Annotated in this window: 16 protein-coding genes and 2 pseudogenes; 13 read left to right on the forward strand and 5 right to left on the reverse strand. The window is 43.3% G+C overall.

Features of this window, described 5'->3' with window-relative positions; genetic code table 11:
- Positions 1 to 3: 3 nt before the first annotated feature.
- Positions 4 to 1,221: a cupin domain-containing protein gene (locus ACM0OY_RS20045; RefSeq protein ID WP_414570609.1), complete on the forward strand. Its 1,218-nt coding sequence runs from the start codon at positions 4 to 6 to the stop codon at positions 1,219 to 1,221.
- 425 nt (positions 1,222 to 1,646) lie between these two features.
- Here ACM0OY_RS20045 and ACM0OY_RS20050 read toward each other — a convergent pair whose 3' ends face one another.
- The 3 genes from ACM0OY_RS20050 to ACM0OY_RS20060 all read right to left on the reverse strand — a co-directional run bounded on the left by ACM0OY_RS20050 (position 1,647) and on the right by ACM0OY_RS20060 (position 6,198).
- A complete protein-coding gene (locus tag ACM0OY_RS20050) occupies positions 1,647 to 1,868 on the reverse strand; it encodes a hypothetical protein (protein ID WP_414570610.1) in 222 nt (73 codons plus the stop codon).
- A gap of 161 nt (positions 1,869 to 2,029) precedes the next feature.
- Entirely contained in the window at positions 2,030 to 4,711 is a 2,682-nt protein-coding gene (locus ACM0OY_RS20055) for a tryptophan 7-halogenase (RefSeq protein ID WP_414570611.1), read from the reverse strand.
- Entirely contained in the window at positions 4,696 to 6,198 is a 1,503-nt protein-coding gene (locus ACM0OY_RS20060; protein WP_414570612.1) for a tryptophan halogenase family protein, read from the reverse strand. Before ACM0OY_RS20060 ends, ACM0OY_RS20055 begins: the two co-directional genes overlap by 16 nt.
- Positions 6,199 to 6,383: 185 nt before the next feature.
- Here ACM0OY_RS20060 and ACM0OY_RS20065 point away from each other — a divergent pair, with 185 nt between their 5' ends.
- The 10 genes and pseudogenes from ACM0OY_RS20065 (at position 6,384) to ACM0OY_RS20110 (ending at position 18,353) form a co-directional block, all read left to right on the forward strand.
- Positions 6,384 to 8,141, forward strand: coding sequence for an MBL fold metallo-hydrolase (locus ACM0OY_RS20065; protein WP_414570613.1), 1,758 nt, complete (start codon positions 6,384 to 6,386; stop codon positions 8,139 to 8,141).
- Positions 8,141 to 10,438, forward strand: a complete 2,298-nt coding sequence (locus tag ACM0OY_RS20070) for a lantibiotic dehydratase (protein WP_414570614.1) — start codon at positions 8,141 to 8,143, stop codon at positions 10,436 to 10,438. The genes ACM0OY_RS20065 and ACM0OY_RS20070 overlap by 1 nt, the downstream gene beginning before the upstream one ends.
- Positions 10,435 to 11,967 (forward strand): MBL fold metallo-hydrolase, encoded by a 1,533-nt coding sequence (locus ACM0OY_RS20075; RefSeq protein WP_414570615.1) that lies wholly within the window; start codon positions 10,435 to 10,437, stop codon positions 11,965 to 11,967. The genes ACM0OY_RS20070 and ACM0OY_RS20075 overlap by 4 nt, the downstream gene beginning before the upstream one ends.
- A gap of 295 nt (positions 11,968 to 12,262) precedes the next feature.
- On the forward strand, positions 12,263 to 12,775 hold the full coding sequence (gene hoxE / locus ACM0OY_RS20080) for a bidirectional hydrogenase complex protein HoxE (RefSeq protein ID WP_414570616.1): 513 nt from the start codon (positions 12,263 to 12,265) through the stop codon (positions 12,773 to 12,775).
- Positions 12,776 to 12,960: 185 nt separating this feature from the next.
- Entirely contained in the window at positions 12,961 to 14,586 is a 1,626-nt protein-coding gene (locus tag ACM0OY_RS20085; RefSeq protein ID WP_414570617.1) for a NuoF family protein, read from the forward strand.
- A 141-nt stretch (positions 14,587 to 14,727) separates the two neighbouring features.
- The gene (gene hoxU, locus ACM0OY_RS20090) at positions 14,728 to 15,444 is read left to right on the forward strand and encodes a bidirectional hydrogenase complex protein HoxU (RefSeq protein ID WP_414570618.1); all 717 of its coding nucleotides are present in this window, start codon (positions 14,728 to 14,730) and stop codon (positions 15,442 to 15,444) included.
- A gap of 56 nt (positions 15,445 to 15,500) precedes the next feature.
- Positions 15,501 to 16,046, forward strand: coding sequence for an oxidoreductase (locus ACM0OY_RS20095; protein WP_414570619.1), 546 nt, complete (start codon positions 15,501 to 15,503; stop codon positions 16,044 to 16,046).
- 71 nt (positions 16,047 to 16,117) lie between these two features.
- On the forward strand, positions 16,118 to 16,570 hold the full coding sequence (locus ACM0OY_RS20100; protein ID WP_414570620.1) for a hypothetical protein: 453 nt from the start codon (positions 16,118 to 16,120) through the stop codon (positions 16,568 to 16,570).
- 191 nt (positions 16,571 to 16,761) lie between these two features.
- Positions 16,762 to 16,842, forward strand: a pseudogene (locus ACM0OY_RS20105) (CP12 domain-containing protein); the annotation flags it as partial.
- A gap of 62 nt (positions 16,843 to 16,904) precedes the next feature.
- Positions 16,905 to 18,353: a Ni/Fe hydrogenase subunit alpha gene (locus ACM0OY_RS20110; RefSeq protein WP_414570621.1), complete on the forward strand. Its 1,449-nt coding sequence runs from the start codon at positions 16,905 to 16,907 to the stop codon at positions 18,351 to 18,353.
- Positions 18,354 to 19,282: 929 nt separating this feature from the next.
- Here the strand turns inward: ACM0OY_RS20110 and ACM0OY_RS20115 are convergent.
- Both ACM0OY_RS20115 and ACM0OY_RS20120 read right to left on the reverse strand, forming a co-directional pair.
- Complete coding sequence (locus ACM0OY_RS20115; RefSeq protein ID WP_414570622.1) at positions 19,283 to 20,104, reverse strand: hypothetical protein; 822 nt, start codon at positions 20,102 to 20,104, stop codon at positions 19,283 to 19,285.
- Positions 20,101 to 20,418 carry a hypothetical protein gene (locus ACM0OY_RS20120; RefSeq protein ID WP_414570623.1) on the reverse strand — a complete coding sequence of 106 codons (318 nt, stop codon included), beginning with the start codon at positions 20,416 to 20,418 and terminating at the stop codon, positions 20,101 to 20,103. The genes ACM0OY_RS20115 and ACM0OY_RS20120 overlap by 4 nt, the downstream gene beginning before the upstream one ends.
- A 299-nt stretch (positions 20,419 to 20,717) precedes the next feature.
- On the opposite strand from ACM0OY_RS20120, the pseudogene ACM0OY_RS20125 reads away from it, so the two are divergent.
- A pseudogene (locus ACM0OY_RS20125) lies at positions 20,718 to 21,231 on the forward strand (ISAzo13-like element transposase-related protein); the annotation flags it as partial.
- An 821-nt stretch (positions 21,232 to 22,052) separates the two neighbouring features.
- Positions 22,053 to 23,057 carry an oxygen-dependent coproporphyrinogen oxidase gene (gene hemF, locus ACM0OY_RS20130; RefSeq protein ID WP_414570624.1) on the forward strand — a complete coding sequence of 335 codons (1,005 nt, stop codon included), beginning with the start codon at positions 22,053 to 22,055 and terminating at the stop codon, positions 23,055 to 23,057.
- Positions 23,058 to 23,444 lie beyond the last annotated feature (387 nt).

The following is a 23,444-nucleotide window of genomic DNA, read 5'->3' on the forward strand; positions in this document are numbered from 1 at the left end:
CTTATGTTTAGCCCTAACTTTGATTTTGAGAAATTAATTCAACCTATCGATACCGTAACCTTCTTTAAAGAATACTGGGAGCGGCAGTCCCTTGTTGTTTCAAGAGGAGACACAGATTACTATTCAGGTCTGTTTTCCATGAAGGATCTTGACTCACTCATTCGCTTTACTGGCATTCGCTATTCTGACTTTAAGGTATCGAAATGGGCAGAGGATTTGTCCAATCAAGGGAATAAATCAGGTGGGAAAGGCTCTATCGATCCCAATGCATCTCCTAGTATTTATCAATTTTATGATGCCTATCATCAAGGCAATACTTTGTGTCTTTTTCATCTGCAACAGCATTGGGAAGCGATCGCCATACTTTGCAGAAATCTGGAACAATATCTTAATCATCCCGCGAATGTCAATCTTTACCTAACCCCTAAAACTGCTCAAGGATTTCCTCCCCACTTTGATACACACGATGTTTTTGTTCTCCAGCTTTCTGGAACTAAACTCTGGCGCACTTATGATTCCTACTGGGATTTGCCTTTGCCTGAAGATGCTCGGCGATTACCACAAGAAGTACTGCGGGAACAACTGAACGCACCCACTCATGAAGTTGAACTCAAGCCAGGTGACTTGTTATATATCCCGCGTGGTTTTGTGCATGAAGTTAAGACCTTGGATAGTTCCTCACTTCATCTCACCGTAGGTATTCCTGTTTATCGCTGGGTTGACCTGATTCAGGAGGCTTTGACATCGATTGTGCAGCAAAATGTCGAATTTCGCAAAGCAGTTCCTGTTAGCTTTCTGCGTGAAAATGATGCCAGGACGCAGACTAAAAATCAATTGACAGATTTACTCAAAACCTTTGCTAGTAGCGCCGACATTGACGATGCGGTTGAACGGCTGACCATTAAGTTTATTGGCTCACTGTCTCCACTAGCAGATAGCCATTTCAGTAAATTGGACGAATTGCAACAAATTGACTTGGATACCCTCGTTGTTAAACGCCAAGGAATGATTTGTACAACTGTGAGGAAAGGAGATGCAGTGATGATTCAATTTCCTCAAAACAGAGTTGAAGGGCCGGACTATGTAGAGCCAGCTTTCCGCTTCATTGCTGAGTCAAAAGCTGCATTTCCCATCAAATCGTTGCCCGACTTTGCCAGTGACAATAGCAAAATCGTGTTGGTACGCCGTTTGCTCAAAGAAGGATTGTTAACGATTGTTTGAAAAGAAAATACAACAAACCCAACCCTTACTAAGGTTAACGTGAGTTCGATAAAGCTAATTACCCCCCTTAATCCCCCCTTATAAAGGGGGGAAATCGAAAATCTAGTTCCCTCCCCTTTACAAGCTACGGTGTACACACAAGTCGGAAATAGTAGTCTGTGAACGAATAATTGACGAGTAAATTCTCTGTAGAGACGGCGATTTATCGCGTCTTGTGAACGTGTCAGTCTTTTAGACGCGATAAATCGCGTCTCTACATGAGGGCTTTCTGGCTTATCCCAAGCGTATTGGAATAAAACTGGATCTGACTTGTGTGTACACCGTAGCCCTTTACAAGGGGGAGCCACTGCGTTGGGCGGCTTTGCCGACTTGAAGCATGTGGCGTTAGGGTTAGGGAGGGGTAGAATATCGAACTCACGTTAAAGTTACAGTGTAGACACGAAATCTTTGACCTGAACCTTTATTGCATCGACCTGCACCTTTATTGCATCGACCTGAACCTTTATTGCATGGACCTGCACCTTTATTGCATGGACCTGCACCTTTATTGCATCGACCTGCACCTTTATTGCATCGACCTGCACCTTTATTGCATTGACTTGCACCTTTGATGCATCGACCTGCACCTTTATTGCATCGACCTGCAAAAATTAACTCACCCAATGCTAAGCAGCAATTTTAATAAAAATAGTAACTAATGGTCTGTGCCATTAAATATCATGGCTCATTCTTAATTTTTCTTCCTTCGCGCTCTTTGCGTCCTTTGCGGTTCGTTTCTGAAACCTCTCGAAACTAATGGGACAGACCACTAGGCAGGAAGCCAGGTGTGTAACCAACTATCTCGGCGCTTGGCAAAGTCGTAAAGCAAATCTGGCCGTTTCTCGCGCAAGCACCAGAGGGCTTGATGTTGGGGCATCGCAGTGCTGGCCAGACCTTTGAGAATTGCCATTTGGCGTTGCCAAGTGGCTCGATCTTCCACGGGTTCCATAAAGCGGGCGGGTACTTGTTGCCCAGCTAATAGTGTGTCATAGGAGTGATCGTCAGAGAAAAAGTCTGGAGGATGTAGTGTATAAAACAGGGAATTTCGGTAAGAGAGGGGGGCCCGCTCAGTAAACAACGCTAATCGCTCTATTGCGCCAGAGATATCTGTATCCCTGTTGGCTGCTTGCCAAAAGGGAGTAGATAGACGGTGATTGAACTTGTAATGAATTCCAAGGAACCAACGCAGGGCATCCCAACGATCGCTCATCTTGCGGTTGAGTACGGATTTGACCGCCTCATCTCGCTTTGATGCTGGAAAGTTGGTAAGTAAAAGTTCTAATTCCAAAACGATGGTGTGGATGGCTGTCGATTCTAACGGTTCAACAAAAGCATAGGAATTGCCGATCGCCACAACGTTGCCTTTCCAAAAATCCTCGTGTCGCCCGGAACGAAACTTCACAAGCCAAGGGTCGCCCATCCCCGGATTTTTGGCACGCATTTCCTCTAAAGCTTGGTCATCGCTACAAAATGCTGAAGAAAATACGTAACCTCGATGATCGGCATCTTCAAAGGGAATATTCCAACACCAACCATTATTCATGGTTTCGGCTAGGGTGTAAGGTTTAACAGTACCATTATTGGGGACAGTAGCAGCGATCGCTCGATCAGTGCTGAGGGTGTCTTGGTAACTCACAAATTTTGAGCCAAGTTTCTGCTCTAGCAACAACGAGCGGAAGCCTGAACAATCAATATATAAATCGTAAGTTAGTTGCCGCCCATCCTCGGTAATTAAATGGGTAATGGTTTCACCATCGGCAGATATCTGGGCATCAGAAATTTGCACATCGATATGTTCTATCCCGGCGGCGATCGCTTCTTCTTGGAGGTAACGAACGAACCGCCGATTATCGAGGTGATACGCCCAGCGAATCTGGTGAAGTAGAGACAAGGGAGTACCATCGCCGCGATCGAAAATCGGAACGCGATCGGCACTCATCAGCATTGCCCCCAATGACTGATTGTTCAGCGTTGAATCATAAAGGAGAGATTCTAGCAAGCGTCCGCGCTGAAACGGAAACGTAAATTCATAATCATCGGGCAGTCCCCACTGAAACTTAATCCCTAACTTCCACGTAGGACGAACTCTCTCATAGAAATCAACGATATCTAGCCCTAAAAAGCGGGGACTATGGAGAAACTTAACGAGTTCTGGAGTAGTTGCCTCGCCCACACCAATCACGGGAATGGCACTCGATTCCAGCAAAGTCACCTTGATGTCTGGTCTGAAAGCGCGAAAGGCTAAAGCTGTGAGATAACCAGCCGTACCGCCCCCCAAAATGCCCACAGTTTGGTAAGCGTCAGCTGCTGGGGGGATTCCTGCCTTAGGTGAATTTGGCCAGATCCGCCCAATTTCTTCAGCAGCAGCAGCGATCGCGCTTCGTTCCATAACTCCCAACGGTTCATCTATTCGTGGGGTACACTCGTGACACTCACTACTAGGGAGAAGCCGCTTAATGGTGCGACCCTCCTCTGTAATTTTCAAAACGTTAGTTGCACGAATTGGTGTTAAAGTCGGCCCTAGAAGGGAAATAGCTTCTTCAAGACAAGCCTGGGCTACAGAGGATAAAATTCCGCTATCCGCCTTAGCAACGATTGGGGTTGAAAGTTGCGGCCAAATATCTTCAAAAACAGGTGGCAACCCTTCTAAAGTGATGACTCGACAGCCAAAACAAGCGGTTGCACCTCGAATAACTGTTGGGCCGATGAGTGCTGTTTCCTGGGAAGCGGTGACAAATAAACATGGAGTGCCACTGGCTAGCGCCGACTTGTTGACATCTAACAGTGCCTGAAATGGTATGCCTTCCAAAGCACAAACAACAAAGTCGAATTCTTTAAATAGTTGAGATAAGCCAGAGATACTAACAGAGTCTAGACTATCTTGGTATACTGTCGGCGCTAGCGATGACAGATATGTTGAAGTGCCGTTGACGAGTATCCGTTCTTCCTGAAGGACGCGAAACTCAAGCGTTTGACAGGATGCAAAATTCTTCAGGTAAAAAGCGCGGCGATTCTCAAAACCTGCGGCAGCAAAGGTTTTATCGAGAGTATCAAGTAATTGGTGATTGCCTAGTAAAGCGATCGCCTTTTGGCCTGCTTGCTTAGAGGCTATGGGCAACTCCCAGTGATGATTTTGGGGTGCGGCTTCAGTTACTACCTCTTCAATAATATCTAGCTTAGTTAAAGCCAAGACAATCTCGTTTAAGTAATTGCGTAGGCGTAGCCCGTCGTAGACATCGCCAAAATCTGCAAGTTCAGCATAAATTCTTTCAAGGGGACGAACTCCATCAATCAGCGCCAACATTTGGCGGATAATGTTGGGCTGAATGCCTTCGAGGACAAACGCTTTGCCGCCTACCCAACTACAAACCTCACCCGCTTCGCTGAGGATTAAATGGGCATTAGGATTAATTCGAGGCACCTGGGGAATGTTATCTATGAAGTCAGCCATTGACATTTTCTTTCTTTAACAACCTGAATCGCCTGCTGGATTGGTAAGGCGTTAGCACAATTTTTGATGAAATAGTTTTTGACTTGTCGCCAATTATCTAAATCCAAGCTGTCATTGTTGCTTTGATACTTTGTGGCAACCTGTTGACCCATAAGCAGATTTAGATAGCCGTTATATCCAAAAACACTATTTTTGCGAAGTAGAATTTGACCGATTGGCGATGGGCCATTGTTTTGAAAAAAGTCTACTACTGTTTCGGCATCACCAATATCGGTTTTTTGCCAGCACTGTCGCCAGAATTCTGATTCCACTCGGCGATTGAACTTAAAGTGAATCGATAAAAAGTCACGAATATCATCCCACTTTTGGGCGATCGCTCGATTCGCTAGATTAATTAATCCTAGGGTTGGTTGCTGGTCTGAATCAATCAACACATCACACACACATTTAATGGTTTCGCCAATCATGTGTAATCCTGTTGATTCTAGCGGTTCGACAAAACCCGATGCGTTGCCAACGGCGACCACATTTTTCACCCAAAATCGTTGATGTCGCCCTGACTTGAACCTAATAAGATTATGCTCATCGCCCATCAAGGGATTCTGACGTTTCATCTCTTGCAGAGCATCATCGTCACTGATAAAAGCAGATGAATATACATAGCCACGGTTAACTTTATCCTGCAAATCAATTTGCCAACACCACCCATTCTGCATGGTTTGAGCGGTTGTAAAGGGCTGGATTGGATCATCTCGCATCCATGTGCCTGTGACGGCAGAATCGCAAAATAAGCTGCTAGAAAAACTGCAAAAGGGTTCTTGCAGAGTTTCTCCTAACAACGTGGAGCGAAAACCAGAACAATCAACAAATAGATCGCCAGCCAATGTTGTGCTGTCATTAAATATCAGTTGGCGAATGTAGCCATTTTCTCCGACTTCAATATTTACAACAGCTTTATCAATAATTTTGATGTCAAGTTCTGATACTCTTTTTTCTAAGTAAGCAACGAAACTTGTATTTTCAATATGGTATCCAAAGCGTTCATCAACAACAAAATCGCCATTCTCTCTTTGGAAGCAAGGCGATTTATTCTGCTCCATTAACAGTGAATAAATACTCGATTCTGTAGTTGAATCAAGACAATAATAGGCAGTACTTTTACTCAGAACACTGAGTTTATCTGCCAGATGAGTTACAAAAGGATAGTTAAAGTGAGATTGACTAGAATCCCCCCAAATAAACTTAATTCCTAGTTTCCAAATAGGTTGTGTTTCTTCATAAAATTGCTCTCGATTTAATTCTAAATACTTATGAAGAAACCAAGGTATCCAGGCGGTAGTCGCTTCACCCACTCCAATAACGGGAATGTTCGTGGAATGGACTACGACCACATTCAACCAGGGTATCTTCACCTTCAAGGCTAAGGCAGAGAGAAAACCAGCACTACCTCCGCCCAAAACTACGACATTATGTATTGTTTTTTCCACATCTATGAAACTGTCTATCAGTAATGTTCTGTACTCTAGTATGCAAGCTTCATGGAATTTGGAAATTATTTGCTACCAATCTTAGCAATCGATCCTTTGCTTCTTAACTTCCTTAAAGATTTTCCCCTTCTAATGTTTAAATCGGCTAGGATTTTCTGACAGTACCAACAACGGAAACAATTCTCATGCGTGTCACTATCTGTGGTCATGCTGCTTTATACATTGAAACTATCGATCAACGCATCCTGCTCGATCCATGCTTCTCGGATACACTTGTCGGGGGTACACTTACTTACCATCCCGGTCGGGTATTTGAATTAGACAAACTACCAAACTTGACAGCTTTGGTAGTGACTCATGGACATTTCGATCACTTTCATTTAGAAACCCTCCAGAAGTTGCCGCGCGAACTGCCTGTAATTACTGCGGATGAACCGGCACTGGTCGAACAGCTGCAAAAGATCGGATTCTCAAAAATCATAATCTGTCAGCCTTGGCAAGCGATCGCCTTGGGAGAAACTCACTTGCTCCCCACTCCTTCAGACCATGAAGAACCAGAGTTTGGGCTGTTAGTTCGAGATGCAACTGGCACATTCTGGCACATGGCAGATGCAGAAGTGACGGTGGAAATTGGAGAACGAATTACGCAAGAATACGGTGCTATTGATTTAATTTCAACCAAGTATCAGCCAGTAGTACGTGCCAGTATGGGCTATTTGCACGGTATGGGAGCAACATTCGATCGCCAAGGGGTAGTTAGTTGGCTGGAAGCGGCGTGTGCTTGCAACCCGGCTTTGGTGTTCCCTTACGCTTCAGGTTTGTGCTTTAATGGTCGGCACAGCTGGTTTAACCGCTATGCTTTTCCCTTAAGTTCGGAGGAAACGGTTCGCTTGTTGCAACGTCGGCTTGGTTCCCCAGAACGAGCCAAAACCGTGCGTCCCGGTGATGCGATCGAACTTCAAGCTGGACAACCTCCACAACGACACGAACAGTCAGCTGATTTCGTTAGAGAAAAGCCATCTCCTGCCTTGCGCTGGGAACCAATCGATATCAGCACCCTCACAGGATTGTCTACACCAGAAGAACGGCGTACCTTGCAACAAAAGCTAGATGTATTCTTGGCAGGGCCGCTGGTTTCATGGCTCAAACATCAAGTCAAACAGACTCACAGCAGTTGGACTAGTTTCCCTGCCGAGGAGGTTGTTTGGCAGTTGGTGGTTCATGCTGGAGATGGAGAACGGTTAAACTATGCCATTGATTTTCGTTCAGAGGATTTTTCTGTCTTCCCAGGCGAGCATCCAGAAGCAAACTTTTTTACCCACGTCGCCGGACAAGCTCTTGACGATGTGATGGCGGGCAAAATGCCGGGACTAATTTTTTGGCTGGCGGGTGAGGCTCGTAGTTATGAAAAGGTCATTTCTGTACGCAATGGGCGTTTCGAGTGTCCAAAGTGGCCAAAGACACCCGAAGATTTCCCCTCAGACCCACTCACTTACTATCTCCGTCATTTTGGGACTGGCGAAACTTCTCTCGTTCAGGCTGATGACCAGTCTGAGAAAGCGCCATCACCAAAAAGTGCCAATGATATTCAGATTCTCACCCGTTTAGGGGAAAACGAAGGAGTGATGAACAAAAAAGTTCTACTGGCTTATTTGGCAGTTCAAGAAGCAGAGCGCTTGGGGCTGAAGATTTCTGAGATGGAAATTCAAACAATGTCCGACTCTTTTCGAGAGCAGTTTGATTTGCTCGATAGCGAAGATACAGAGCAATGGTTAAAGGAAGCAGGCTTGAGTCTTGAGGGATACTCAGCCGTGATGCGAGATTTCACCGCAGTCCTGAAGCTGGAGCAGCATTACACTAGGGTAATTGAGCCACTCCTCGCCAATCATCGGCGCGTAGCTACAGCTAGATATGCCCGCTCCCGACGGGATACCAACGACTGATGAACCATCCCAGAAAACAATTTGAGCTTGCCCCCGTTGGTATCTTGCGGGCTGCTGCTTGGCCAATTGAGAATATTCAGAGTTTTGGGGATCGGGAACTTGCCAGCCTAGCTTTGGCAGCAAGCCGCACAAAGGATGCTCATACCTGGAAGGAATATACAACAGCTTATCAGCAAGTGCATGAAGACGAGCGCGATCGCCTTTGGCAGATGACCGTAGCAGATTCATGGTTTATGAAAGCGTTGCTGTTGTCTAATCCGTCACTCGTTACGGAGGTACAGCGCGGGCTGCCACAAAGACAGGGAAAACGGACTAAAAAAATTCGGCATCTGGAGACGGCGCTGTATCGTTATCTAGCACGGGCTGCGGGACGAACAACACCTTATGGCTTATGGGCTGGTGTGAGTTTAGTCGAGTTTGCTAAGACAACGCGGCACGATCCGGCTGCGGCTGAGTATTCATTTACACCCGATCTGCGTCCCTTTCAAACAATATTGCGATCGCTAGCTCAACGCTCAATTTATCGTGAAAATGCAACTTGGCGATTAAATCCCACCTTGAGACGACAAGCAGATGGTTCCTGGCACTTTTGGGGTCGCACTCCACAAGGGTTAGTCGAGCAGCGTGAGATTGAATTCCAAGAAGTCGTAGACATTTTATTGGAAGAACTGACCAAACTAGATCTGGGAACATTAGACGAACTAGCCAAAACGGTAGCAGCTTCACCTCGCTGGAACCATACAGCAGAAATAGGAGATATTTTGAATATCTTCATTGATGGCGGTGTGCTTTTAGGCGGACTAGACTTACCCCATCGCTTTGAAAATCCTTGGGAAGCCTTAACAGTGGTGGCAGACAAGCTAATCGAGCCAGATCGGTGTCTCTGGAATAGTTCTATCCAAAAACTGCATTGCCTTTGTGATACTCTCGCGGCAAAACTTGAGGTGATGTCTCTGAATGCACTTGCAGATTCTCTGCAACAAGCAAAAAGCTTTATTCAAGAACTCGCCCAAGCCCTTGGTGTTTCCCTCGTCCAGCTATCCGAGCCAGTGTTGCACTGCGATTTGGGGCTACCGTTTCGGATTGCCATTGATGAGGTGCAGCAAAACGTTTTGTTGGAAACACTTGCAGATTATGAATGCTGTTGGATTCAGGGTGCAAGTCCAGCGTCGGCAATGCGGATGGCGTTTCGTGAGCGACTGAAACAGGAATTTGCGACGGGTATTGCACTAGGGGATCTCAAATCCACCCTGGTTTCCGAAATGAGAACGGCTCATAGCCATCCTGAAGTTGTGACTCGGTTAGCAGCATGGGAGCGATCGCTGTTGCAAAATACAGAAGTAGTCGTTCTCGAAACCAGCAACAATTCGCCAAAGTCGGTGTCTACACCTCCTTTCGGTTGCTTGTTCGCGGGTATATTTGAATCTTTTCAACTGGTAGTTCACGGGATTAGTGACGAGCCGGTGCGAATCTTTGCTCGGTTTAAAGACTTATTGAATAAAAATAATTTATTGCATTCTTGGTTTCAAGAAAAGCTTGACTGTTTGGCAAGCCAACATCAAATTCAAATCGCAGAACTAAAAAGTCCTTTTGAGTCAAATCCAAATGTACTGGCTCGTCCCCATTTCAACCTTCTTCCCATTGAGTTATGGGGGGCGAGTCAAGATACTCCATCCCTAGCCGATGCAGAAATCTTTCTAGACCCAAAAACACAACTGCCTTTTTTAAAACTACATTCCCTCCCCAACCCAGTAGCAGTTTTCTGGTTTTCCTTGGCTGCGGTTAATGCCCGTGACCCCATCTCTGAACAATTACTTTGGACTAGCTTTCAAGATAATCCGACGGCGATCTTTCGTGCTGCCACCCTACCGATGCAGATTGAACTGACCGCGCCTCGTTTCACTCCTCGCGTTCAACTGCCAAAAGCAGCGATATTACGTCCTCGGAGGACAGTTTTGAGCGGGCAAATCTTAGCAGAACTCGCCACGTTATCTGCAACAGAGCTATTCGCAAAGTGGCAGCAATTAGCTTCTGAGTATAGCTGGTCGATGCTGCTCAATCTGCAAATAGAGGGCAAGCATTCACTTATTCTGCATCGAGATAGCCCTTTAGCCCTTGAATCCTTTTTCAAAAAAGACCTGCAAAAACAAACCCGATGGCTAATTGTAGAAGAGTTAGTCAATCAACCTTGGCTAGTTGACCCAAAAGGACAGCATTACATGGCAGAACTGGCCTTACCCTTTGCCCGTACTGAACATGGGTGGTCGTTGCGTACAGGAAATAGCTCAGTTATATGATACGCCGAAGATTAAGCAGCACCATTGGATTCCAACTCATCTACCAAGACGAAACCCAGTTTGGTAGTGCCATAACGGGACAATGCGATACTCTCATCCGTCGCTACTGCGCCAGCATTGCAGCACACCGCAATCAATACGGGCTTGCAGATGTGGTGGCTCATTCCCGGGAATTACTGGCAGCGACAATGGTTTCCGGTGGTCTTGCAGATTTGTATCAGCGTCCTGGTGTCCTCTTGGAAGATTGGCTTTATCCCGATACCAAAGCTGTTAAACCTGTTGCGCTTCAGTTAGAAGGTAATACTGGCGAAAGTATCGTCATTCTAGAACTATCACCCCATCTCCTGTCTGATTTGGCTTTGTATTTAGGAGAATGGCAACAAGGAAGTACAGCTCCGACTACAACCATTGCCCGCGAGTTATGGAACGTGTTGAGTGACTATGGCGCACTGGTTGACTTCAATGAACTATCCGTCAAGCTAGAACTTGGCCATGCTACCTTTGTAGGTCATTCAACCCTGCGGCTCAGTGATGGCAACTCTAGTATTCTCTTCGATCCATTTTTGTTGCCCAAGTCTGAGGTATATCCGCCAAACTACCAACCTCTGAGCTTAGAGGAAATGGGGCAACCCAATGCTGTATTCATCACCCACTCTCACCCCGATCATTTTGATTTAGGAACCTTGCTGCGACTTGGTGCAAACGTGCCAATCTTCGTTCCCGAAGTCAAGCGAGAATCTGTGTTGGCGATCGACATGGCATTGCGGCTGCGTCAGCTTGGGTTCAAGAATATTCACACACTTGGCTGGTTTAACGAAACCCAAATTGGTGGGATGCGAGTTATTGCCTTACCCTTCTACGGAGAACAGCCAACGGTTGCTGAGGCACTGCATCCAGAGATTCGCAATGAAGGTAACACCTATCTCGTCGAGTACTGCGATCGCCGTGTTGCACTGACAGCAGATTCAGGAAGTGACTGTCTGGGAGATGTCAAAAAACTGGCAGCCGCAGCCTTAGAGCGTTATGGTTGCCTTGATACTTTATTTGGAGGATATCGAGGTTTTGGGCTGTATCCGATTCAATATCTCTTTTCATCAGTCGCTCGCTATCTTCCTTTTGTACCAGAGAAAAGCTGGCAAGTCCGCCAAAAAATGATGTGCGATGCCGATGATTTAATTGATGTAGCTGAAATCTGGAATGCCAAACGAATTGTACCGTACTCCGATGGCGGCGCTCCTTGGTATTGGCAGCGCGGTCTTGGTCCTTGCCTTGATGGATCGCAAGCACACATCATGGCTGTCGATCCAACCCCAGAGCATGTTTGCCAGGTAGCGACTGTGCGCTCTGGAACCCGCAAAGATGGCGCGATCGCTTCTCCTGTATCGATTTGCTTGCTTCGCCCTGGAGATGCTCTTGCATTTGCTCAAGAGGATACGCAAGTAGTTCAAAACCAATCTTGGCCATATATGGCATCACCGCGATCGGGTAGCAAGACTATATCGTCAAAAATCTGTGAAGAAAGCTCATAACGTTTCAGGTGGAGCCACTCATCTTCAATGCGTTTGAGAATTTCATCCACGTCCATAATTATTACGACCTTATAATCTTTTTCTTCATAACGAATGGACTTGTATTCTGAACCAAAACCATCAAAATTCTTCCAGGTGTTTTGGTTGTCGTGAGCGAAACCGTGACAGTGGGCATCGCCCAGAATAACCTCACAACTTCCTCAAATTGTTGATCTATAACGATATAAGCTCAGGTAAAACTTTAGTAGGCATCTTGCGATCGCACATTTATAACTAAAACATTTATAACATCAGCATGGACTCTCACACAGTCAATAAAAAAAATACCCCAAAAGAGCATCCGAGCGGTGATAAACGCTTCAAAATACTTGATGCAACCATGAAGCGCCATCAATATCAGCAGGATGCACTAATAGAAGTCTTACATAAAGCCCAAGAACTTTTCGGTTATTTAGAAAATGACTTGTTACATTACATCGCCCAAAGCTTAAAACTCCCACCCAGCCGAGTATATGGCGTAGCAACTTTTTATCACCTGTTCTCTCTCGCACCTAAAGGCACACATACCTGCGTTGTGTGTACGGGTACAGCTTGTTACGTCAAAGGTGCAGAAAACTTACTAACAACTGTAGAAAAGTGCGCCAAAGTTCATGTAGGTGAAACCACCCCCAGTAGTGAACTTTCACTGTTAACAGCAAGATGTTTGGGCGCTTGTGGGATTGCGCCTGCGGTTGTTTTTGATGGTACTGTATGCGGACACCAAACGCCAGAGTTAGTTACTGAGCAAATAGAAAAATGGTTGATATAGCAGGAGGCAGAAGGCAGGAGGTAAAAGTATTACTATTCCTAGCTTCCATGCTTTCAAAATGTCCTAATCTGTGTGACTACGGCTATATCAATTAAAAATTAAAAATTAAAAATTAATAGATTCAGATGTCATAAGAGTTTCCAGGTTTAAATCTGTCCTATTCTTTTTTCAACTTGGTATAAAACATGGATCTAACTGAACTACAGGAAATAGCTCATAAGGAGCGCACCAACTCTAAGCCGACTCGGATTCGTTGCTGTATGGCGGCTGGTTGTCTGTCATCTGGTGCTGTCGCGGTTAAAGAAAGTTTAGAAAAGACAAAAGCAGAAATAGGACTGACAGATAAAGTTGAAGTTCGCAGTGTTGGTTGTATGGGTTTGTGTTGCCAAGCCCCTTTGGTGCAAGTTGATCGCTCAGAGGTGCAAGGCTTTATACCCCTACTATACGAAAAAGTGACTCCTGAAATTGTCTCCTCCATTGTGGCTGAATTGCAAGGAGATGAAATAAAAGTACAAAAAGGAGATTTGAACCAGCCATTTTTTACTAAGCAATTACCCATTGTTTTAGAGAATAGCGGCAAAGTTGACCCAGAACGTATAGAGTCTTACATTGCTGCTGATGGCTATCAGGCACTTTATCACGTGCTGCGAGATCGGACACCAACTGAGGTAGTGGATGATATTACCCGTAGTGGGTTACGGGGAAGAGGTGGTGCTGGTTATCCTACGGGTGTAAAATGGGCAACTGTTGCCAAAGCGAAGGGCGATGCCTACGGCGCGCACAGCGAACGCAAATTTGTCATCTGCAATGCAGACGAAGGCGATCCCGGCGCATTCATGGATCGGAGTGTTTTAGAGAGCGATCCGCATCGGGTTTTAGAAGGAATGGCGATCGCTGCATACTCTGTAGGTGCTAACCAAGGTTACATTTATATTCGTGCCGAATACCCCATCGCTATCAACCGTCTGCAAATTGCTATTCGCCAAGCCCAACGCCTCGGTTTATTAGGAAGCAATATTTTTGACTCACCTTTTGACTTTAAGATTGATATTCGCATCGGTGCAGGTGCTTACGTTTGTGGTGAAGAAACCGCTTTAATGGCATCAATTGAAGGCAAACGCGGTACACCTCACCCCCGTCCACCTTACCCCGCAGAGTCTGGTTTGTGGGGATTTCCAACTTTAATTAACAACGTTGAAACCTATGCTAACGTCCCTTGGATTATTCGCAAAGGTGCAGATGTATTCGCCAGCATCGGTACGGAAAAAAGTAAAGGTACGAAAGTTTTCGCCCTAGCTGGGAAAATTAAAAATACAGGCATCATAGAAGTGCCAATGGGAACAACCCTGCGGCAAATTGTCGAAGAAATGGGGGGTGGTGTGCCAGATGGCGGTACAGCCAAAGCAGTGCAAACAGGCGGCCCCTCTGGCGGCTGTATTCCTGCTTCAGCTTTTGATAGCGCGGTAGATTATGAATCACTCACTCAACTTGGTTCAATGATGGGTTCCGGCGGCATGATTGTCATGGATGAAAGTAGCAACATGGTAGATGTTGCTCGTTTCTTCATGGAATTCTGCATGGATGAGTCTTGCGGTAAGTGCATTCCTTGTCGAGTTGGTACAGTGCAGTTGTATAAATTGTTAACAAAGATTAGTGAAGGTAAAGCATCCTTTGCTGACTTGGAACTGCTGGAGGAACTTTGCGACATGGTGAAGCATACCAGTTTGTGCGGCTTGGGACAGTCAGCGCCGAATCCGGTATTTAGTACCTTGCGTTATTTCCGGGATGAGTATTTGACGTTAATTAAGTAAAAGCTCTACTTGTGATCGGAGGTGAGCAAATTGCCACGATTGAACAAGCTGAGTTTCGTTAAAGAATATACAGCAATTGTAGAGACGCGATTTATCGCGTTTTGAAAAGCCAATAGCTATTTAAAAATACTGAGGTAATAAATGTCAGTAAAAACTTTAACAATCAACGATAAATTAGTTAGCGCCCGCGAAGAAGAAACCGTTCTTCAAGCTGCCCAGGATGCAGGAATTCACATTCCGACTTTATGTCACCTGCAAGGGGTTACAGATGTTGGGGCTTGTCGGTTGTGTTTAATAGAAATTGCTGGCAGTAATAAACTTCAACCTGCTTGTGTGACAAAAATTACTGAAGGAATGGAAGTTCAAACAAATAGCGATCGCTTGCAAAAATACCGTCGCACAATTATAGAAATGCTATTTGCTGAAGGCAATCACATTTGCTCGGTTTGTGTAGCTAATGGTAATTGCGAATTGCAAGACTTAGCTATTGAAATGGGTATGGATCATGTGCGTTTAGAGTATCAGTTCCCGAACCGCAAAGTCGATATTTCTCACGATCGCTTCGGAGTTGACCACAACCGTTGTGTTCTTTGTACCCGTTGCGTGCGTGTTTGTGATCAAATTGAAGGAGCGCACACTTGGGATATGGCGGGTAGGGGGACAAATTCCCACGTCATCACTGATTTAAATCAGCCTTGGGGAACTTCAGATACTTGTACTTCTTGCGGCAAATGCGTTAATGCTTGTCCGACAGGTGCGCTTTTTGCCCAAGGATCGAGCGTCGGTGAAATGAAACGCGATCGCGCCAAACTTGATTTCCTAGTTACAGCACGACAAAAACAGCAATGGAACCTTTAAAAAACAACTGTTAATCCACCCAATTACGAATTACGAATTACGAATTACGAATTATTATGTCTCGTTTAAAATTAGCAACGGTTTGGCTAGGCGGCTGTTCTGGCTGTCATATGTCTTTTCTCGATTTGGACGAATGGCTAATTGATTTAGCAGCACAAGTGGATTTAGTTTTTAGTCCCTTTGCTGATACTAAAGAATATCCCGAAGGAGTGGATGTAGTGTTAGTTGAAGGTGCAGTAGCTAATGAAGAACATCTGCAAAGGATTCAGACAGTCAGAGAGCGATCGCAAATTCTTGTCTCTTTTGGCGATTGTGCTGTCACTGGTAATGTTACTGCTTTACGCAACCCTTTAGGTAGTGCTGAACCTGTTCTTCAACGTTGTTACATCGAAGCAGTAGATATTCATGGTCAAATTCCCTATGAACCTGGTATCGTACCAACTTTACTAGATCGGGTGATACCAGTTCATACAGTAGTCCCAGTTGATATTTATTTGCCAGGTTGCCCACCTGATGCAACTCGGATTAAAGCAGTATTAGAGCCACTGTTAAGAGGAGAAAAACCACACCTAGAAGGGCGGGAATTTATTAAGTTTGGTTAACCTCACAAGTTACTCAACTTCTTTATCTAAGTTGAAGGTAAGGCAATTACAAAAGAATTTGAGAAACAATTATGGCAATTAATTATCAGGAAAGAATTATTGCTTTATGGACAGTATTTTTACTAGGAACACTGTTTCATACACAACTGGGTTTAATGCCGCTTTTTCACGGTTTATCCGTTCTCGAATCTCAAAGAGCTACAAATATCAATGATATTTCTGGAATTATGTGGTTGATGTTGGGCTTTTTTGTGCTACCAATATTGGCAATTATAGTCACTGCTTTTACTGATTTCAAGCGCTATCGAATTATTCATTTTGGCTTAACTATCTTTTACAGCATCATGAATTTACTACACATAATTTTAGATTTATTTGTCCAGCCAGTTCTTTGGTATCAGATAGCCTTGATGGTCTTGTTATTCTTTGTGGGTTTATTATTAAACATTACTGCTTTTAAATGGATGCGGCTGTATAATATACCCAATAAATCGCAAAATAATCTAGAACATTCACCTTTTTAGCAGTTAATTAAAATTGTAATAACTATTAATTTCGTAATTGGTATGCAGCAACTTAAGCCTCATGCATAAAATTGAGATTTTAAACCTTAACTTTTGCTCCAGTAAAGCACAGTGTCAAGAAACTAAGTAAGTCGGTGAAAATAAACCTAACTATGTCACAGAATGTAAAATCAGCATAACCCTCAGAGAAAGTTTTAAAAACAGCCTTTGAAGAATACTGTGATGAATATCCAGAAGCCAAAGAAATTTATGAAAACTGGTGTAGTGGATAAGCTCCTCATCCTCAATATATTAACTTGATTTAAAGCTACCTTAGCTAGGGATCAAAATCATTATGAAAAAAGTAATCATCGACCCGGTTACGAGAATTGAAGGACACGCCAAAATCAGTATTTATCTGGATGATAGTGGACAAGTCAGCGATGCTCGGTTTCATGTCACAGAATTTCGTGGTTTTGAGAAGTTTTGTGAGGGTCGTCCGCTTTGGGAAATGCCAGGAATTACGGCGCGGATTTGTGGAATTTGTCCGGTGAGCCACTTGTTAGCATCAGCCAAAGCAGGCGATCGCATTCTTGCTGTTACAATTCCTAAAGCGGCTGAAAAACTGCGCCGTTTAATGAATTTGGGACAAATTATTCAATCCCATGCCCTGAGTTTCTTTCATCTTAGTGCCCCAGATTTATTATTAGGAATGGATAGCGATCCCGAAAAACGTAATGTCTTTGGCTTAATAGCAGCTGAACCAGAACTAGCGCGTGGAGGAATCCGTTTGCGCCAATTTGGACAAGAGATTATTGAACAATTGGGAGGGCGGAAAATACACCCATCTTGGGCGGTTCCTGGTGGTGTCCGCGAACCCTTATCGGCAGAAGGACGCACCCATATTCAGAACCGCATTCCAGAAGCACGCACCACAATATTAGATGCACTGGGTAGATTTAAAGGCTTACTCAATAATTATGAAAAAGAAATGCAAACTTTCGGGAATTTTCCTAGCCTATTTATGGGGTTAGTAACTCCTGATGGTTTGTGGGAAAATTACGACGGACATATTCGTTTTGTAGATAGTGCCGGGAATATCATTGCTGATAAACTCGAGCCAACTCGTTATCAAGAATTTATCGGTGAAGCAGTTCAACCGGATTCTTATTTAAAGTCTCCTTACTATCGTCCTTTGGGTTATCCCGATCGGAGCGACTATTGTCGTTTGGATAGTGGTATTTATCGAGTTGGGCCGCTAGCACGTTTAAATATTTGCAGTCATATTGGCACGCCTTTAGCTGATGCAGAATTACGAGAGTTTAGAGATTATGGCAAAGGTACAGTTACATCATCATTTTTCTATCACTATGCCCGATTAATTGAAATTTTGGCTTGCATTGAACGCATAGAAATTATGATGGATGACCCAGATTTCTTGTCTACAAAATTGCGTGCTAAGGCTGGTATTAATCAATTAGAAGCAGTTGGTTGTAGTGAAGCACCACGCGGTACATTATTTCACCATTATCAAGTAGATGAAAATGGCTTACTTCAGCAAGTAAATTTAGTCATTGCTACTGGTCAAAATAATCTGGCAATGAATCGTACAGTAGCTCAGATTGCCCGGTATTTTATTCACGGTTCAGAAATTCCTGAAGGTATGTTAAATCGTGTTGAAGCTGGAATTCGAGCCTTTGACCCTTGTTTAAGTTGTTCAACCCATGCAGCAGGACAAATGCCTTTGCATATTCAATTAGTTGGGAAAGATGGAAATGTTGTAAACGAAATTTGGCGAGATTAGGAAATATCACTTCCTGGGTTAACTTTCAGGCCAGAGGTGTACATCTATACTGTGTGATTGGCTGGCGGGGGTTGGCTAATTTGGCTTTTATGAATCTCAGATCACTATGCGATTTGCCGAGTCATTAACTGGGCAAATAATCCCTCTATAGTAGCTAGTTACTGGAAATTTCCTTGCTGTACAACCCGGCCTGCTTGCAATACATAAATGCGGTAAGCGTTGCGGATGCTACTAATATATTATTTAGTTGAATAATTGAACGATGGCGCGGAGTGATCGCGCCCAAGCGATCGCTATTTTCGCAATACTTTTCGGATAAGAAATTTATTTCGTGTTCGCGTAGCGTCTCCGAAAGGAGAAGGCACGCAAGGGAGCAGTGGATTAGGGTAAGTCTTCTCCCCTAATCCCCTGCTTATCCGCCCCTCTGCTCCCTCAACGAAGAGAGGTATTGGCTATTTTCGCTCTAATGAGACGTAGAGAGTATCTTGAATTATTGACAAAATACGCTTTATTTTAATCTCTTCCGAGTGCTTAGAAAGAGGCAGGAATATTAAAAAATAGTCCTTGTCCGAATTGATCTATCAAAAAGTCTTCCAGTTCAATCTCGTCATTATTCAAAACTTGAAACCAAGTCTTGAAGTTGTGCTTCAAAAAGTATCTGAAAGATTTCCATCTGAAAAGTTGCTGCCCAATGCTTGTGATTGCGACGCTCATTGTATTTTCCTCAGGTTGTTTCAAGTATGTGATTAAGAATTGGTTAAACAAATTGGCGTTTCACAACAAATGGATGAATTGTGATAAGCTGTTCTTAGGCAGTTATTGACAGGGGAAGCAGGCGGAGAGATTTTATAATTTGCAAAATCATCTCACTTCCTCTGCAACGCCAACAAATTAATCACTGTTCAGCGAACTCTGCACGATCGAATGTATTAAGGAAAAGAATTATTCTTACTACAAGGATCTAACTTCAACTGATTCAATATCTGCTGTAATTCCACTTCTGATAGATACTTCTCCTTAAGAGAGCTGAAGTACAACACCGCAGTTTCATAGCAGGCGGCAGTTATGTTAGTGCGCTCCTCTGGAGTTAGTGCTGCCGCTATTTTAACTGTCTCCTCCACATGGTTTACGTCACTACCTAAACAACTGTGCATTCGCAGGCAGCGAGTAGCATAGGTATTAGGTGGTAGTATTGCTTCCACTAGTTGGATGTGCTCTGCTTTGATATTCATTGCTAGACGTTCCATCGTATAGCAATACCCAACGCAACTAATTGGATCTGCTGCTTTTACGCTCTGAGTGAAGAAACTCAGCAAAGCAATAGCACTCGGAGGAAGAAGTGCTTTTACTACAGCTTCCGCTTCATATCCCATCGACTGAATATCAAGCAAGGCGAGGCGATCGTGACCTTCTTCTTCACGAGCTTTCTGGGTTGCCCACTGGGCTAAACTCGTGCGTCCCAATACAGCAAAGCGTTGAGCTGCTTCTTCCATTAATACTCGAGTAGAGTGAGTTAAATGGTACGAAGCCGCAAGTTGCCAGATCCAGCCGGAGGGAGTTAAAGCAGGTGGCTTGCAGTTTGGTAATGTATCTTTCGCAGCAAATACTATAGCTCTATCTAGAAGCTTGCGAGTCTTAGATATAGTGTCCCTGTTAAATATCTGTTGGATAAAGGGATTACTACTGTTTAGACTTAATTGGCCACTTTTGTTAGGTTTGTCGATGTTAGTTGAACGGAATAATAGATTCATGGCAAGTTTGTTTCATGGGTTGTTTCTACCCATTCACGAATAAGGTTGTAGAGAATAAAGCGTTGCAGAACCTCTCTTTGAGCACAAAGAACTTTAAATTGTGTCTTCAGGGAGGAGGGAATATATGCCTTGATATGTGTGATATTGTCTCGGTTCTCATCTGAGGTGTCAGTCATGAAAGAAGAAGTTGGTCCATCAGCTTTTACCCATTCGCTGATCAATACTTCCAAAACTTCACTCATTTTTAATCCATGTTGTGCACAGAGCGCTTTAAACCGAAACTTAAGCGCTTTCGGCATACTACCTTTAATCACCGTATATGCCTCCGGCTCCTCCTTATACATCCAGATTACAAAAACGAAAGTTCAAAAGTCCTTTGTGATCTAGGGTAAGTTTTCTAAAAAATTTCACCAGTAAAGACTAGTGAAGTTAAGAAAAAAGTTATTTACTAATGACAAAACTGCACGCATTTCAAGGAAATTCCAGAAAATAAAATATATAATTATGATAATCATTATAAAATTGGAAGGAGAGGCCGCCAACGGCAATTTCTACCTCCCCTTTGTGTTGTAAATTCAATGATAGTTCGATTTTTGGGTGGACAGAGGTGTCAATACAATTAACGGATTCGCTGAAAAAATTGTTGAAGGAAACCGCACAGCAATTAAAAGGTGCAGACAGACGTAAATTTATAGCACGAACAGTTGTGGCATTAGGACACGGAGGACAGTCTCTAGCGGAGCGAGAGTTAGGGTGGAATCGTGTAACTATTAGTAAAGGAATTAAAGAATTAACTACTAGTATGACTTGCGTAGATAACTATCGCAGTAGAGGGCGTTATAAAGCAGAAGTAAAACTGCCAAATCTTTTAGAAGATATCAAAAAATTGGTCGATTCACAAAGCCAAATAGACCCAAGTCTTCCAAGCAAAACACTGTATACACGCCTTTCTGCTGCTGAAGTGAGGCATCAATTGATTGAGAAATTTGGTTATAATGATGAAGAATTACCAACATCAGAAACAATTCGTGTCAAGTTAAATGATTTAGGGTATCGCCTCAAGGGAATTGCCAAAATTAAACCTCAAAAACATACCTGAAACTGACGCAATTTTTGAGCAATTAGCTATATAGCAATCTTATTTGATTGTGAAAATTTTAGTCTTGACTGTCCTTTTCCACTTGTACTGAGCGTACCCCTCCGGGGAAGCAAGCTACGCGTAGCGTCTCGTAGAGAAGCCGTTGGCGCAGCCTCTCGTAGAGAAGTGTTGGTTATTTATCCTTAGTTTTTTCTCACAAATAATTTAGGATTGCTATAGTACATCAAAAAGCTTCAGAATTCTGCTCACTGCACTCATTCGTTGCTCTTGAGTGCAAATATTTATCTTGCATAACAACCGTTTTCTTAGGATTTAAAATGATTATTATTTTGATGTATTGTATATTTTATTTTCTGTAACTATCCAATTATTGAAAAAGATAATAATTTACAATAATATTCTGTCTTCTATCTAAAGGATGAGATATTGATTATACTTCAGTTAAGAAGAAGCTAAAAATAACTTATTTTTTAGTTAAGTGAAAATAATGTCAAACACTAATTTTAAGCCTGACTGGTTGTAGCTATTGAAGTTATCCTATTTTTCTTCTCCAAGCTGGGCATTTAATTTTTAATATTTTCTTTATAATTTTCCTAAAAGTCTGGATCTTCACTAGTAAAACTCTGACAAAAGTAAAAAGATAGATAGCGAAAGGACTGAGGTAATGCGAAAACCAAAAGTAATTAACGCGAAATGCTAGCTCTTTCCTTCCCGTACTTTTGCTACAAGGCAAACATACTTAATCAATGCAACCTCAAGATGAAAGCTTGAGAAGTAACTTCCAATTTTTGTAGATTCAAAAATTCATTTTTTGCAAATAATTATTTAGTCACAACGAGGTCAGTTGTCATGGTTCAAATTCTTGAAAATCCAGCAGTCAAGCAACCACCAATTAGTAATAGAGTTGAAAGTTTTTTGCTAGATATGTTCGATAATGTTTGCCACGCTATTGAGGAAATAGATGGAAGTAAACTTCACGAACAACGCTGGACAAGAGATGAAATAGGGCAATGGGTACAAGGTGAAAATAGTAACGGTGCTATCTATATCGACAAGTCGCTGCGGAGCGGCAATGTATTTGAAAAAGTAGGTATCAACTACGTATCAATGCAGGGTGAATTACCTCCTGGTGTCACCTTCCGAGGATCGGATGTTGTGATGGCTGACCCAACAACTATAACGCCAGATGAAAAAGGTACTTCTTTCTTCGCTACGAGTACCAGTGTTGTCATTAATGGATCTAATCCAATGATACCGACAGCACACGTTAACTATCGCTACTTCCAATTGGGTGATGGCACTGAACCTGGTTCTTGGTGGTTTGGTGGTGGAGGTGATTTAACACCAATTTACTTATTTGAAGAAGACGCAGTTCATTTTCATCAAGTACATAAAGCAGCTTGCGACCAACACGATACAGAACACTATCCACGCTTGAAAAAGTGGTGTGACGAATACTTTTATCTTCCTCATCGCAGTGAGTGTAGAGGTGTAGGTGGAATTTTCTTTGACAATTTACAACATTCTGATGTCGAAACTCTACTTTCCTTTGTAAAAACTTGTTCTGAAGCTTTCATCCCTGCTTATTTTCCGATTGTCAAACAACGTAAGGACATGGAGTTTACTGAACAGCAGAAATATTGGCAACGCATCAGACGTGGACGTTATGCCGAATTTATTCTCCTGCATGACAGAGGTGTTCGATTTGGATTGGCAAGCGGCATTGTAAGTACCCAAAGTGTCCTTAATTGTATGCCTGGAGAAGCTTTTTGGAACTATAACGACCAACCCGCTGCTGATAGCGAAGAGGCAAAGCTTCTAGAGGTACTGAGAAATCCCCAAGAGTGGGTGTAAAGGCGTTAACAGCAGATTTGAAAACAACAGCCGATAAAAAATGTTGGCTACCCAAATCCTAATGCCGTTTCACCTGAAGATTGATACAGATTGCAGGGAAATAAGAAAAGTAATTTGTATCGAGAATTGAGTGAAATGGTATAAGAAGCGCCTAATTTTTACTCTTCGCATTTATTTAGAGAGAGCCTCTAAACAGGAAGTAACAAGGTGTTTATGGAAAAATTGCCGACAAGTATTTTGCTAAGAATTAACAAATCATTTCGTTGGTCTAACTCAACTGAATTAGCCAACTTAAAAACTGAAATAACCAAGTTTTTACAAGTTCAATGGTTGAGTTATTTCTCCATTGAGCAACTGCGGGAAGTTGACATTGTATTCCTGTGTATG

Origin of the sequence: Nostoc sp. CCY 9925 (genome assembly GCF_963920935.1) — a bacterium.
GTDB lineage: Bacteria > Cyanobacteriota > Cyanobacteriia > Cyanobacteriales > Nostocaceae > Nostoc.